Annotated in this window: 12 protein-coding genes; 2 read left to right on the plus strand and 10 right to left on the minus strand. The window is 62.7% G+C overall.

Annotated elements, in window-relative coordinates:
* Positions 1 to 125: 125 nt before the first annotated feature.
* Positions 126 to 1,247 carry a branched-chain amino acid ABC transporter substrate-binding protein gene (locus tag AC0L2K_RS12375; protein WP_473531470.1) on the plus strand — a complete coding sequence of 374 codons (1,122 nt, stop codon included), beginning with the start codon at positions 126 to 128 and terminating at the stop codon, positions 1,245 to 1,247.
* Positions 1,248 to 1,363: 116 nt separating this feature from the next.
* On the opposite strand, the gene AC0L2K_RS12380 is transcribed toward AC0L2K_RS12375, so the two are convergent.
* From AC0L2K_RS12380 to AC0L2K_RS12420, 9 genes are all read right to left on the minus strand, one after another.
* Complete coding sequence (locus AC0L2K_RS12380; RefSeq protein ID WP_473531471.1) at positions 1,364 to 3,322, minus strand: acetyl/propionyl/methylcrotonyl-CoA carboxylase subunit alpha; 1,959 nt, start codon at positions 3,320 to 3,322, stop codon at positions 1,364 to 1,366.
* A 157-nt stretch (positions 3,323 to 3,479) separates the two neighbouring features.
* Positions 3,480 to 3,809 carry a hypothetical protein gene (locus tag AC0L2K_RS12385; protein ID WP_473531472.1) on the minus strand — a complete coding sequence of 110 codons (330 nt, stop codon included), beginning with the start codon at positions 3,807 to 3,809 and terminating at the stop codon, positions 3,480 to 3,482.
* Positions 3,810 to 3,975: 166 nt separating this feature from the next.
* A complete protein-coding gene (locus AC0L2K_RS12390; protein ID WP_473523333.1) occupies positions 3,976 to 4,500 on the minus strand; it encodes an O-acetyl-ADP-ribose deacetylase in 525 nt (174 codons plus the stop codon).
* Between the two features lie 2 nt (positions 4,501 to 4,502).
* The gene (locus tag AC0L2K_RS12395) at positions 4,503 to 6,110 is read right to left on the minus strand and encodes a carboxyl transferase domain-containing protein (RefSeq protein ID WP_473531473.1); all 1,608 of its coding nucleotides are present in this window, start codon (positions 6,108 to 6,110) and stop codon (positions 4,503 to 4,505) included.
* 5 nt (positions 6,111 to 6,115) lie between these two features.
* Entirely contained in the window at positions 6,116 to 6,499 is a 384-nt protein-coding gene (locus tag AC0L2K_RS12400; protein WP_473531474.1) for a type II toxin-antitoxin system VapC family toxin, read from the minus strand.
* Entirely contained in the window at positions 6,496 to 6,888 is a 393-nt protein-coding gene (locus AC0L2K_RS12405; protein ID WP_287064249.1) for an AbrB/MazE/SpoVT family DNA-binding domain-containing protein, read from the minus strand. The genes AC0L2K_RS12400 and AC0L2K_RS12405 overlap by 4 nt, the downstream gene beginning before the upstream one ends.
* Before the next feature lie 84 nt (positions 6,889 to 6,972).
* Positions 6,973 to 8,136 carry an isovaleryl-CoA dehydrogenase gene (locus AC0L2K_RS12410; protein ID WP_473531475.1) on the minus strand — a complete coding sequence of 388 codons (1,164 nt, stop codon included), beginning with the start codon at positions 8,134 to 8,136 and terminating at the stop codon, positions 6,973 to 6,975.
* Positions 8,137 to 8,194: 58 nt separating this feature from the next.
* Positions 8,195 to 8,851, minus strand: coding sequence for a TetR/AcrR family transcriptional regulator (locus AC0L2K_RS12415; RefSeq protein ID WP_473531476.1), 657 nt, complete (start codon positions 8,849 to 8,851; stop codon positions 8,195 to 8,197).
* A gap of 219 nt (positions 8,852 to 9,070) precedes the next feature.
* Positions 9,071 to 10,183, minus strand: a complete 1,113-nt coding sequence (locus AC0L2K_RS12420; protein WP_473531477.1) for a pyridoxal phosphate-dependent aminotransferase — start codon at positions 10,181 to 10,183, stop codon at positions 9,071 to 9,073.
* 141 nt (positions 10,184 to 10,324) lie between these two features.
* Between AC0L2K_RS12420 and AC0L2K_RS12425 the strand changes: the two genes are divergently transcribed.
* Positions 10,325 to 12,004, plus strand: coding sequence for a tetratricopeptide repeat-containing sulfotransferase family protein (locus AC0L2K_RS12425; RefSeq protein WP_473531478.1), 1,680 nt, complete (start codon positions 10,325 to 10,327; stop codon positions 12,002 to 12,004).
* A gap of 323 nt (positions 12,005 to 12,327) precedes the next feature.
* On the opposite strand, the gene AC0L2K_RS12430 is transcribed toward AC0L2K_RS12425, so the two are convergent.
* Positions 12,328 to 13,545 carry a porin gene (locus tag AC0L2K_RS12430; protein ID WP_473531479.1) on the minus strand — a complete coding sequence of 406 codons (1,218 nt, stop codon included), beginning with the start codon at positions 13,543 to 13,545 and terminating at the stop codon, positions 12,328 to 12,330.
* Positions 13,546 to 13,691 lie beyond the last annotated feature (146 nt).

The raw sequence follows: 13,691 nt of genomic DNA on the forward strand, positions 1-13,691 counted from the left end.
CGCCCCCCCAACTGGGGCGGACGCATTGCCCATCTCCCTGGTGGGTTTTTTTTAAAAAACCCAAAATTTTTCTGCCCGGGGGGGGGGGGGGCGCGCCCCCCCGCGAGTGGAGGAGTTGTATCGCCATGAAAAAGTTGGGTATTTTGGGTGCGGCCATAGTCGGCCTGGTGATGAGTGCGCCGGTTGCCTTCGCCGAAGACATCACCTTTTCGGTGGTCGGACCGATGACCGGACAGCTTGCCACCATCGGCGACCAGTTCAAGCAGGGCGCGCAAGCCGCCGCCGACGCGATCAACGCCGCCGGCGGCGTCGACGGCCGCCAGATCAAGCTCGACGTCCAGGATGACCAATGCGATCCGAAGCAGGCGGTTTCGGTCGCAAACCGCATCGTCGCCAACGGCGTCAAGTTCATCGATGGCCATGCCTGCTCGGGCTCGAGCATCCCGGCCTCGGCCGTCTATGCCGAAGCCGGTGCGATGATGATGAGTCCGGCTTCGTCGAACCCGGAGTTGACGGACGCGGCGGCGAAATCCGGCTGGCCGACGATCATGCGCCTTTATACGCGCGATGATGCGCAGGGCGCCTTCATCGGTCCATGGATCGCCAAGAAATACGCCGGCAAGAAGGTCGTCATCATGCATGACAAGAGCGCCTATGGGCAGGGCGTGGCCGATGCCGTCAAGGCGACGATGAACCAGAACGGCCTCAACGAGATCCTCTACGAGGGCATCAACGCCGGCGAAAAGGACTACTCGGCGCTTGTCACCAAGCTCAAGGAACTGAAGGCTGATGTGGTCTATTTCGGCGGCTACCACCCAGAGGCCGGCCTCATCCTGCGCCAGTCGGCGGAACAGGACTTCAAGTTCCAGCTGATCATGCCGGACTCGATTGCCACGCCGGAATTCTGGCAGGTTGCCGGCCCGGCCGGCGAAGGCACCATGTTCGTCTTCCCGTCGGATCCGCAGGCGAAGCCCGAAGCCAAGCAGGCCATCGAAAAGATCAAGGCGGGCGGCTTCGTGCCCGAGGGCTTTACGCTGTTCTCCTATGCCGTGATCCAGGCCTTTGCCGAGGGCATCAAGCGCGCCGGCAGCGACGACCCGGCCAAGGTTGCCGAAGCGCTGAAGAATGGCCAGCCGATCAGCACCGTCGTCGGCCCTGTCACTTTCGATGAAAAGGGCGACCTCAAGAACGTCAGCTACGACATCAACCAGTGGCACGACGGCAAATACGCGCCGATCCAGCCTTGATCGCCGGCTTCGCCTGGCGACAATCGGAGATGGCCGGGGCAGATCCGGCCATTTTCACTTGGTCATGCGTTTGTGGCGCGCGTCTTCCGTCGTCGCCTCTCCTTGGATGAACAGCGTCAGCCGTGGGCTTCCTCGGCAAAACGCACCAGCACCGTCCCGTCGGTTACCTGCGCGCCCTCTGTTGCGATCTCGGCGATCGTCCCGTCATGCGTGGCGGAAATCGTGTGCTCCATCTTCATCGCTTCCAGGATCAACAGCGGCTGGCCCTTGATGACGGTTTCGCCTTTTGCCGCGCGCACCAGCTTGACCAGTCCCGGCATCGGCGCGCGCAGGCTGTCGGCACCGGCGGCGATTTCGTCGGCCCTTGCCAACGGGTCCGGCACCGCGAAGCTGTAGCCGACGGCGCCTGAAAAGACAGTGACATGGCCTGGCCAGCGGGCGAGGCGAGGGGCAGCGCGAAGATCAAGCGCGCTGTCATAAGGCGCGTCCAGTGCCACCTGGAAGCGCCCGTCCGGCCGCATCGATACAAGCGCCAGGATATCGTCCTCGCCGTAGCGAAGCCGCGTGCGCCGCGCCATCGCGTGGAAATGCGCATAGCCGGCAAGCGACGACCACGGGTCGCGGGTCGGCGCCTGAGCCCCGGCGCCGGACGCCGCAAGTGCGGCCGCGGCGACGATCTCGCTGCTCGGCGGCGGCACTGCGGTCAGCGCTTGCTGGTGCCTGCCGATCAGCCCGGTGTCGACGTCACCTGCCGAAAAATCCGCGTCAGCGGCGAGAGCCGCGAGAAAGGCGGTGTTGACGGTCGAGCCGGCAATCTCGGTTTGCGAAAGGGAAATGCCCAGTGCCTCGAGCGCCGCCTGCCTGTTCTTGCCGTGGACGACGAGCTTGGCGATCATCGGGTCGTAGAACGGCGAGATGGCATCGCCGGTCCGCACGCCGGTCTCGATCCGCATGCTGGCGCCCTCCGGCACTGTATCCGGAACTTTCAGGTGATGCAGCGTGCCCGTCGCCGGCAAAAAGCCCTTTGCCGCGTCCTCGGCATAGATGCGCGCCTCGAAGGCGTGTCCGGAGAGCGCAATCTCGCTCTGCGCCTTCGGCAGCTTTTCGCCCGACGCCACCCGCAACTGCCACTCGACCAGGTCGGTGCCGGTGACCATTTCGGTGACGGGGTGCTCGACCTGCAGGCGGGTGTTCATTTCCATGAACCAGAAGCGGTCGGCCTTCAGCCCTTGCGAGGCGTCGACGATGAACTCGATCGTGCCGGCGCCGGAATAGTCGATTGCCTTGGCGGCCTTCACCGCCGCCTCCGTCATCGCCTTGCGCAATGCCGGCGTCATCCCGGGGGCGGGGGCCTCCTCGATCACCTTCTGGTGGCGCCGCTGCGCCGAGCAGTCGCGCTCGTAGAGATGCACGACATTGCCGAAGCTATCGCCGAAAACCTGAACCTCGATGTGGCGCGGCTTGTCGACATATTTCTCGACCAGCACGCGGTCGTCGCCGAAAGCGGCCTTGGCCTCGCGCCGCGCACCCGACAGCGCCTCGGAAAAGTCGTCGGGATGTTCGACGCGCCGCATGCCCTTGCCGCCGCCGCCGGCGCGCGCCTTGATCAGCACGGGATAGCCGATCTCGCGTGCCTTGGAGGCGAGCAGCACGATCTCCTGCGCCTCGCCGTGATAGCCCGGCACAACCGGCACGCCGGCCTTCTCCATCAGCCGCTTGGCCGCGTCCTTCAGCCCCATGGCGCGGATCGAGGCGGCCGACGGGCCGATGAAGACGAGCCCGGCGGCTGTCACCTGATCGACGAAATCAGGGTTTTCCGACAGAAAACCGTAGCCGGGATGGATGGCTTCGGCGCCGGTGGCCAAAGCCGCCGCGACGATCTTGTCGCCGCGCAGATAACTTTCGCCGACCGGCGAGGGTCCGATATGCACCGCCTCGTCGGCCATCCCGACATGCAAGGCACCGGCGTCGGCGTCGGAATAGACAGCGACCGTGCGCACGCCCATCCTGCGCGCGGTGCGGATCACCCGGCAAGCGATCTCGCCGCGGTTGGCGATCAGGATTTTGGCGAACATGGGACCTCCAAAGCCAGAGCTTGCCGCCAACGGCGCGAATGCTCCTTCACGCGAGCTGTGGCAACACCCTGCTTTGCAGTCCGGCCATTGTCAAAGGATCGGTAAGCCAGCCTGCCTACTTGGAGGCGGCGATCTCGCAAGCTCCTCCGGTCGTGACCTATTTGGACGCGGCGATCCCGCAGCCGCCGGCCGCGGTCTTGACCTTCCATCTCGTCAAGCCGGCCTGGCAATTGCCCAACGCACTCTCTTCCGCGGCCTGTTGCGAGGGTGCATTGAGTTTGGAGCCGCAGATGATGTAGAGGTCGGTCACGCGCGATTGGAACGTCGTCGCATAGGCCGAATGGCCGCTCGCCGCGACATAGGCCTTGTAGGCCTTCGGGCAGTCTCCGGTCGAACCTGCCGGAAAATGGACGGCGAAACGTTTGTCGCCCTTGCTTCCCGCCAGCGGTTCCGCCGCTCCGATGCCGGGTGCCGCTAATATAAGCAATCCCGCAAGTACAGATACAGTTGTTTTCTGAAAAAGCTGCTGTCTCATCTTCGCCCAATCCCCATTGGTATTTGCAATGAGCAATAGCCGCGATTCTTTCGTCTGGCCAGGTCGGGGAATGAAAATAAGTCTGAGAACTATGGATGGATTTTCTTACCTGAGCCGGTTACGCTCCCGCCATGCGCAGCAACGCCTGTTGGTACAGGTCCGCCGTCTGTTGGTCGAAGCAGCAGAAGATGACGGTTTCCGGAACCGCGTTGTGGCTGATGAAGGCGCTCACGGTACCAACGGCGATCTGCGTCGCCTGGTCCTTTGGATACCGGTATACACCGGTCGAGATCGCCGGAAATGCCACCGTCCTGCAATCCTTGCCGGCGGCGAGTTCGAGCGACCGGCGGTAGCAGGAGGCCAACAACTCGGCTTCGCCCTTGCCGCCACCTTGCCAGACCGGTCCGACCGTGTGGATGACATAGCGTGCCGGCAGCCTGTAGCCCTTGGTGAGTTTTGCGTCGCCGACCTTGCAGCCATTGAGGGATTGGCATTCGGCCAGAAGCTCGGGGCCGGCCGCCCGGTGGACGGCGCCGTCGACGCCACCGCCACCCAGAAGTGAGGTGTTGGCGGCGTTGACGATGGCATCGACCGCCAGCCTGGTGATGTCGCCGACATGAACGCGAATCCTGGGCTCGCTCATCGTCACATCCTGAACACGCCGAAGCTCGTCTCCTCGATCCCGGCGTTCAGCGCGGCTGACAGGCTGAGCGCCAGCACCTCGCGCGTCTTGGCCGGATCGATGATGCCGTCGTCCCAGAGCCGGGCGGAGGAATACAGCGGATGGCCTTCATGCTCGTATTTCATCAGGATCGGCTTCTTGTATTTTGCCTCCTCCTCCGCGCTCCATTCCCCGCCCTTGCGTTCGATCCCCTCGCGCTTGACCACGGCCAGCACGGTGGCCGCCTGCTCGCCGCCCATCACCGAAATGCGGGCATTCGGCCACATCCACAGGAAGCGTGGCGAATAGGCGCGTCCGCACATGCCGTAATTGCCGGCGCCGAACGAGCCGCCGATGATCATGGTGACCTTCGGCACGCGGGCCGTGGCGACCGCCATCACCAGCTTGGCGCCGTCCTTGGCGATGCCGCCGGCCTCGTATTTTCGCCCGACCATGAAGCCGGTGATGTTCTGCAGGAAGATCAGCGGGATCTTGCGCTGGCAGCACAGCTCGATGAAATGCGCACCCTTCAGCGCGCTTTCGGAAAACAGCACGCCGTTGTTGGCGATGATGCCGACCGGCATGCCGTTGAGATGGGCAAAGCCGGTGACCAGCGTGGTGCCATAGTTCTGCTTGAACTCGTCGAATTCGGAGCCGTCGACGATGCGGGCGATCACTTCACGCACGTCATAGGGCTGGCGCAGATCGGTCGGCACGATGCCGTAGAGTTCTTCGGCCGCATGAAGCGGCGCAATCGGATCGCGTAGCGCCAGCCCGATCTGCTTCTTTCGATTGAGGTTCTTGACGATGCGGCGCGCGATCGCCAGCGCATGCTCGTCGTCCAGCGCAAAATGATCGGCAACACCGGAAAGCCGTGTGTGGACCTCGGCGCCGCCCAACTCCTCCGCGCTGACGTCCTCGCCGGTGGCGGCCTTCACCAGCGGCGGACCGCCGAGGAAGATGGTCGCCTGGTTGCGTACCATGATCGTCTCGTCCGACATCGCCGGCACATAGGCGCCGCCCGCGGTGCACGAACCCATGACGCAGGCGATCTGCGGAATGCCAGCAGCCGACATGTTGGCCTGGTTGTAGAAGATGCGGCCGAAATGGTCGCGGTCGGGAAACACCTCGTCTTGGTTGGGCAGGTTGGCGCCGCCGCTGTCGACCAGATAGACGCAAGGCAATCTGTTCTGCAGCGCGATCTCCTGGGCGCGCAGATGCTTCTTCACCGTCAGCGGATAATAGGTGCCGCCCTTTACCGTGGCGTCGTTGACGACGACCATCACTTCGCTGCCTTCGACGCGGCCGATGCCGGCAATGATGCCGGCCGATGCGATATCCTCGCCATACATCGACCACGCCGCGAACTGGCCGATCTCGAGGAATGGCGAGCCGGTGTCGAGCAATTGCGCGAGGCGCTCGCGCGGCAAAAGCTTACCGCGGCTCTGGTGGCGCTCACGCGCTTCCTCCGAGCCGCCACGCTCGACGGTTGCCGCCTTTTGCGCAATGTCGGCGACCAGCGCCCGCATGCGCTCGGCATTGGCGCGGAAGGTGTCGGAGGCTGGCGAGATCTGCGAGGTGAGGGGGGCCATTGGCGTTACCGGATCAGTTCGATCTTGCAGCCGATATCCAGGTCGCCCCAGTCGCGGTCGGCGGTGACGGCAATGGCGTTCTCGCGAATTGCCAGGGCCAGGCAGGCCCGGTCGCCCAGCGACAAGCCGCGATGCCGCGTCAGCTCGCGAAGCTGACCGGCGGCGATGCCCATCATCTCGTCGAAAGCAGCGACCGGCATGCCGAGACTGGCGAGGTCTTCCGCGGCCTCTTTCATGCTGCGTCCCCTGTCGATCAGCTTGGCTATGATTTCGGCCGCATTGACGGAGCTGCATTGCGCATCCGGCGCGAAACCCAGGGCAATATCGGTGCCTTTCTCGTCAAGCAGGATCGCAAGCGCCGCCGAACTGTCCATGACGTAAGGTTTCACTTCGCTCCCTTCCTCGCCGTACCTTCGGCATGAAGCCGATCCAAACGTCTATCGCTTCGACGCTGTTCTTCCCGCCGCTCCTTCAGAAATTCGTCGACGACACTTTCGCCGGGCTTTTTCAACGCTGACAATTCGGCCTGGACGCGCCGCAGGTTCCGAAGCCACGACCTTACCCGCAACTCGCCGTTCTCGACATGAAGGATCAAGTCCTCACCAGGCTTTACCCCGATTTCCTCGCGCATCGCAGCCGGGATAACGAAGCGTCCGCCCTCGCCAAGCCTGACGCGCTCGCGCTTCGCTGGCAACCGGAGCGGAGTTTTTTGAGCTCCTGCCTCGAATTGTGTCGGCGGATTCCCGTCAAACCCAGCCTTTTCGGTTCCGTTCGCCATAGCCCGCCTCGTTCCAAAAATATGACATATCACGAGAAATATGGGGCAAATCGTCCAGCATGGCAAATTCAGGAGATAGCGCCATCAGACTCCTTCCGCCATGATTTCCCGCCCGATCAGCCAGCGGCGGATCTCGCTGGTGCCGGCGCCGATCTCGTAGAGCTTGGCGTCGCGCAAAAGCCGGCCGGTCGGATAGTCGTTGATGTAGCCATTGCCGCCCAGCAGCTGGATGGCGTCGAGCGCCATCTGCGTCGCCTTCTCGGCAGCGAACAGCACGCAGGCGGCGGCGTCCTTGCGACTCGTCTGGCCGCGGTCGCAGGCGGCGGCGACGGCATAGACATAGGCGCGCGCGGCGTTCATCGTCGTATACATGTCGGCGAGCTTGCCCTGCACCAGCTGGAACTCGCCGATCGGCTGACCGAACTGCTTGCGTTCGTGCACATAGGGGACCGCCACATCGAGGCACGCCGCCATCAGCCCGAGCGGGCCGCCGGCGAGCACCGTGCGCTCGTAGTCGAGGCCCGACATCAGCACCTCGACGCCGCGCCCTTCCTCATGCAGCACGTTGTCGAACGGCACTTCGACATCCGAAAAAACCAGTTCGCCGGTGTTGGAGCCGCGCATGCCGAGCTTGTCGAGCTTTTGCGCGACGGAAAATCCGGCGAAATCCTTTTCGACGATGAAGGCGGTGATGCCGTGCGACTGGAGTTCTGGATCGGTCTTGGCGTAGACGACCAGCGTCTCGGCGTCCGGGCCGTTGGTGATCCACATCTTGGTGCCGTTGAGCACGTAGCAATCATTGCGCTTTTCGGCGCGCAGTTTGAGCGACACGACGTCGGAGCCGGCGCCGGATTCCGACATTGCCAGCGCGCCGACCTTTGCGCCGCTGCACAGCGCAGGCATATATTTTTGCTTCTGCGCCGGTGTTGCCCAGCGATTGATCTGGTTGACACAGAGGTTGGAATGGGCACCGTAGGAGAGGCCGACCGAGGCCGAGGCGCGCGAAATCTCCTCCATCGCCACGACATGGGCGAGATAGCCCATGCCGGTGCCGCCGAATTCCGGATCGGCGGTGATGCCGAGCAGGCCGAGCCCACCGAGCTCGGCCCACAGATGCGCCGGAAATTCATTCGAGCGGTCGATCTCGGCGGCGATCGGGGCGATCTTGTCCTGGGCGAAGCGCCGCACCAGGTCGCGCAGCGCTTCGATGTCTTCGTCAAGCCCGAAGTTGAGTGTGTGCGTGTACATGCCGTTTCTCCCGGCGCACGGCCCCGAAATCGAATTCGATTTCGGGAAGGGCGCAAAATCAAAGTGCTACAGCGTCCTTTGCTCGCCGGCTGCGGCTCTGCAGGTCGTTGTCGCGCCAGAGGCCTTTGCCTCCAACCAGGCGCATCGTCATTGAAAGATATGTGGCGGTTACCTCCGAGATCGATAGCCGCTCGCCCGGCCGGAACCAGACGATGACGCCGGTCATCATCTGGATCAGCGCCATGGCGGTCAGCCCTGTGTCTTCGACGTCGAAGACGCCGGCTTCCGCGCCGTCGCGCAAGATGACGCGCAGCTCCTTCTCATAGGCGGTGCGCATACGCAGGATCTGCGTCAGGCGGTCATGCGACAGGCTGCGCAATTCCATGTTCGAGACATGGGTGGAATGGCGGCGTTCGATGTGGAAGGCGATGTGGTTTTCGACATAGGCGGCGAGCCGTGTCGCCGGATCGGCCGCGACCGGGCGCGCCGCGTCCCATGCCCCGATCAGCCCTTCCATGTGCTCGCGCATCAGCGTGAACAAGAGGTCTTGCTTGGTCGGAAAATAACGGTAGAGCGCCGCCGCCTGGACGCCGACCTCGGCGGCCAGCTGGCGCATCGACATCGCCTCGTAGCCCAGACGCGCGATCAGGCTGACCGCCGCGTCGCGAACCGCTGCTTCGGTCTTTTCGCCGTCGGAACCGGTCGTGCGCGCCATGCAAGCCTCGTTGAGAGGGTAAGAATAAAACGAACGTTCAATTAATTCAAGAGCGCGACTCCTTCTTCTCCCCTTGTGGGACAAGGTGGCCTCGCGAAGCGAGGTCGGATGAGGGTGTTCCAGCTTGGCACCGTCGGCATTCCGTCCAACACCCCTCATCCGTCTCGGCGCTGCGCGCCGATCCACCTTCTCCCACAAGGGGAGAAGGAAGAGCGCCTTTCAGCTTCCCCGTGCTGCCGCCAGCGCACCCGGCAATTCCTCGGCAAAAATGTCGAGCTCGTGGTCGAGGCCGACGCTGACCCTGATACAACGGTCGAGCACCGGCACCATCGGCTTGCGGATGAACACATCGCGCGACAAAAGCGCCTGCAGCACCTTCAGCGCGAAGGCGCCGTCGCCGCCGCAGTCCATGGTGACGAAATTGGTAGCCGAGGGCAGCGGCTTCAGCGCATTGGCCTCGGCGATCTCGGCGATGCGCCGGCGGCCGGAAGCGACCCGCGCCACCACGCTTTGCAGATAGTCCTGATCGGCCAGCGCCTCGACGCCGGCGATCTGCGCCATGCGGCTGACGCCGTAGTGGTTGCGGATCTTCTCGAAATCGCGGATCACCTGAGCGTCGGCTACCGCATAGCCGCAGCGTATGCCGGCCAGCCCGTAGGCCTTCGAGAAGGTGCGCAAGCGGATGACGTTCGGCCGCGACACGTCGATCGGCGGCAGCGCCGAGGCAGGGCCCAATTCGCCATAGGCCTCGTCGAGCACCAGCATGGTGGTCTCCGGCAGGGCTTCGATGAAGCGGATGAGTTCCGCCGCCTCCCACCAACTGCCCATCGGATTGTCCGGGTTGGACAGGTAGACCAGCGGCGCTTTGTCCCTGGTGACCGCAGCCAACAGGCCGTCCAGGCTTTCCCGGTCGTTCTCATAGGGGACCGCGACCAGCCGGCCGCCGACGCCGGCAATATGGAAATTGAAGGTCGGATAGGCGCCGAGCGAGGTGACCACCGCGTCGCCCGGTGCCACATACATGCGCGCCACCAGGCTGAGCAACCCGTCTATGCCTTCGCCGACCGCCACGTTTTCGGCGCCAACGCCAAGATGCGCGGCGATCGTCAGCTTCAAATCGTGATTGTCGGGGTCGCAATACATCCACATGTCGCCGGCAGTCTCGGCCATCCGGGCTACGACGCGCGGCGAGGGGCCAAAACTGCTCTCATTGGCGCCGATGCGGGCGCGAAAGGCGCGACCGCGATCCCGCTCCTGCGCCTCCGGGCCGACAAACGGCACCGTCGAGGGAAGCGCGCTGACGATCGGCGTGAGGGGAGGGCGCTGGCGCATGGCAAAGGCTCGTTTGAAAAGGGCCTTCTTGCTAGCGCGCCACAGTTGGCCGCGCAAGCTCCAGCCTTGGCTGCAACCAGCATGCTGGATTCCCCCCTCACTTTTTGATAGCGAGATATCTCTTTTTGCTAGCGAGATATCATGAACAATCGACTCCCGCCTGCCTGGTCAAAGCACATCAAGCCCGGACCCGCGCCGAAAGTGAAGGGGCCGATAGTGAAGCCTTTGGTGAGCCCGCAGAAAGCAAGCGCCCAATCGCGTGCGCAGGCCGACGACGCATTGCTGAAACAGGCATATGCCTTTCAGCAGGCCAAGCGGTTCGACGAGGCTCAGGACCTATGCCTTCGTGTCCTGGAGCGCACGCCAAATCATCCGCTCGCCTTGTACATTCTGGGGACCATCTACCTGGGTTACGATGATGAGAGGGCCTTGCGATATTTCGCACGGGCGGTCGGCGAGGAACCCAAAAACCCGTACTATCATCTCAGCCTGGGCGAGGCCTATGTGAAGGTCAGCGAGTATTCGCCAGCAATCAAGCATATGCAGTATGCCTTGGAACTGCAGCCCGGCCTTATCGAAGCACTTTGTGCATTGGGGCGCACTTACACGGCGTTCGACAAGCCCGACATGGCTTTGCCGCTTTACGAAAAGGCGCTGAAAATCAACCGCGATCATCCCAAGGTGCGAGCCGGGCTGGCCAGCGCGCTCAGCGGCCTGGGGCGTATGGATGAAGCCGCAGCCTATCTGAAAGAAGCAATCCAACGTCGTATTGCCGTGCCGGCTGCCTACAATGATCTTGTACAGACCCGAAACTTCACCGAGGAGCCCGAGGAGCTCCAATCCATCCTTCGTGAGCTCGGCAATCCGAAACTTGGTTCGGAAGGCGCGCAGCAACTCCATCACGCCGCCGGCAAGGTGCTGAACGACCTCAAGCGCTATGACGAGGCATTCGACCATTTCAACAAGGCGAAACAGGCCTCCGGCCAAAGGTTCGATATCGACCTGTATCGTCGGTGGGTCGATTCGATGATTGAAACCTTCACGCCGGACTTTTTGGCTGACCGCGCCGGATATGGAAATCCTTCCGAAGCGCCTGTGTTCGTGGTTGGCATGCCACGCTCGGGGACGACGCTCACGGAGCAGATCTGCGCCAGCCATCCGGACGTCCATGGCGCAGGGGAGCTTAGCAAACTGAGTCGGGTCGCGAATGCGATCGGCCTCAAGACATTATCGGCTGGTGATTTGAGCCAGCCGATCACCTCGATCACTGAAGACCTGTCCAGAACGTTGGCCGAAGAGCATCTGTCCTATTTGCGGGAGCGGGCGCCTGCCGCACTTCGCGTCGTGGACAAGACGCCGCACAATTTTGAACTGATCGGCCTTATCGGCCTTCTCTTCCCCAACGCACGCATCATTCATTGCCGACGTGATGCCATCGACAATTGCGTCTCCTGCTTCGTCCTCAACTTCAGCGAGGCACACAGCTACAACACCGACCTGAATACACTAGGCCTGTACTATCGCGAGTATGACCGCCTGATGCGGCACTGGAACGAGGTCTTTCCAGGCCTTATCTTCGAAAATCGCTATGAAACGCTGGTTGAGGACCAGGAAGCCCAGTCGCGCCGCCTGATAGATTATCTCGGGCTGCCTTGGGATGACGCCTGCCTGCGCTTTTTCGACAGGGATGGTTCGGTCAACACGCCCAGCCGCTGGCAGGTTCGCCAACCGATATACAAATCGTCGGTCAAGCGCTGGAAGAATTATGAAAACGAAATTCAGCCACTGATACAGTCGCTGGGCGATCTTGCTGAGATTTGACCGGGGCTCTCTCCTTCTCCCCTTGTGGGAGAAAGTGGCCGAGCGAAGCTCGGTCGGATGAGGGGTGTTCCAGCTTGGCACCAACCGCACTCCGTCCAACACCCCTCAACGGTCTTGGCGCTGCGCGCCAATCCACCTTCTCCCACAGAGGGAGAAGGAAGAGCCCTGTCCGGCAGGACAGAGGGGGGCGCGAAGGATCGCCGCTGCTTTCATTCTGTGCAGCTGCATTATTCGGCTGAAAACATTCCGCCCTTGACAGCCACGCCGATACGAAAAAACCCGGCGGTTGCCCGCCGGGTTCGAGTTCAGTCAGACGCTGCTGATTAGAACGAGCGCTGGAAGCGGAGCATGCCGCCGAGGCTGTCTTCGTCGTCCGCAGCGGTCCAGTTGGAGAAGTCGGGCTCGTCGAAGTCGCCGGCGTGCAGGTAATCGACTTCGGCCGTGATCGTCAGGCCCGGAACGATGTCATAGGCGATGTTGGCAGCGATGCCGAGGTTTTCGCCTTCGTCATACGAGATCTGGGTGTTGAACGAGGTCTTCTCGTTGATGGTGTAGGTGCCACCGCCCCAGACCGCCCAGTTGCCGCTCCACAGCTTGTACATGCCGCGGCCGCCGGCGACGGGTGTTGCGAAGCCGGGATCCTCGTAGTTGTCGTCAGTGCCGTAGCCGGCCATGATGAACAGCGACAGGTTCTCCATCGGGGTGATGTCGAGGCGAACCTTGCCGGCCACTTCTTCGTAGTTGGCGTCGTAGGCAATGACGCCGGTGATGGCGCCCCAGCCCTGCGTCCACTTCAGGCCGCCGACGACATGCGGAACATAGCTGTCGATCGTGAAGTCGCCATAACCTTGTTCGAGCGAGACCACGGCCGAGAAGCCGTTGCCGGCGTCGAAATAGTACTGGACGACGTTGGTGTCGAAGCCGCCGTAGGGAACCAGCGTATCCTGGATGACGTTGCCGGCGTAGCCGATGAACGTATCGAAGGCCGATTCGTCTTTACCGACGCGCAGGCCACCGAGCTGGATCCAGGCGAAGTTCAGCGAAATGCCTTTGTTTTCGGCAGGGTTAGCGACATCAATGATAGTCTCACCTGGCGGCGCGGGCAGCGGACCGTCGCCGTCCGGATCGACACCGGGGACGTATGTGCTGCTGACGTGCCGGTTCCGGTTGCCGAAGTTGAAGCGGGTCTCGGTGTAGGTCTTCAAGGTGCCGAGCTCGGTTTCCTGGCCGGTCCAGGTCTTCAGGTTAAAGCGGGCCTGCTTGTAGTACGTGTCCTGAATGTCGCCGTCCTCGACGTCGAAGTTCTCAGCACCGTCGAACGAGCCGACGTCGCCGACGCCGATGTCGTAGCGGACATAGCCGCCGATGCGCAGGCAGGTCTCGGTGCCGGGGATGTAGAAGTAGCCAGCGCCGTAGACGTCGCAGATGCGGACGTATTCAGCGGGTTCCGGCTCGGCAACGACGACGGCGTCGGCGGCGCGCGCACCGGAAACTGCGACCAGTGCCGCAGCGGAGCCAAGAAGAAGGCTCTTGATGTTCATTTTCTGACCTCCAGTCAAAAGTTAAAAAACGGGTCTGGGTATTCTTTGCTGAAGGACAGCGTTCCCTGCCCCATCCCCACTACCGAAAAAGATGCGCACCGCGCCGCTCCTTCAAATTCGACATTACCCATGAGGCGGCGGCGTTC

The organism is Mesorhizobium sp. WSM4817 (assembly GCF_055811135.1).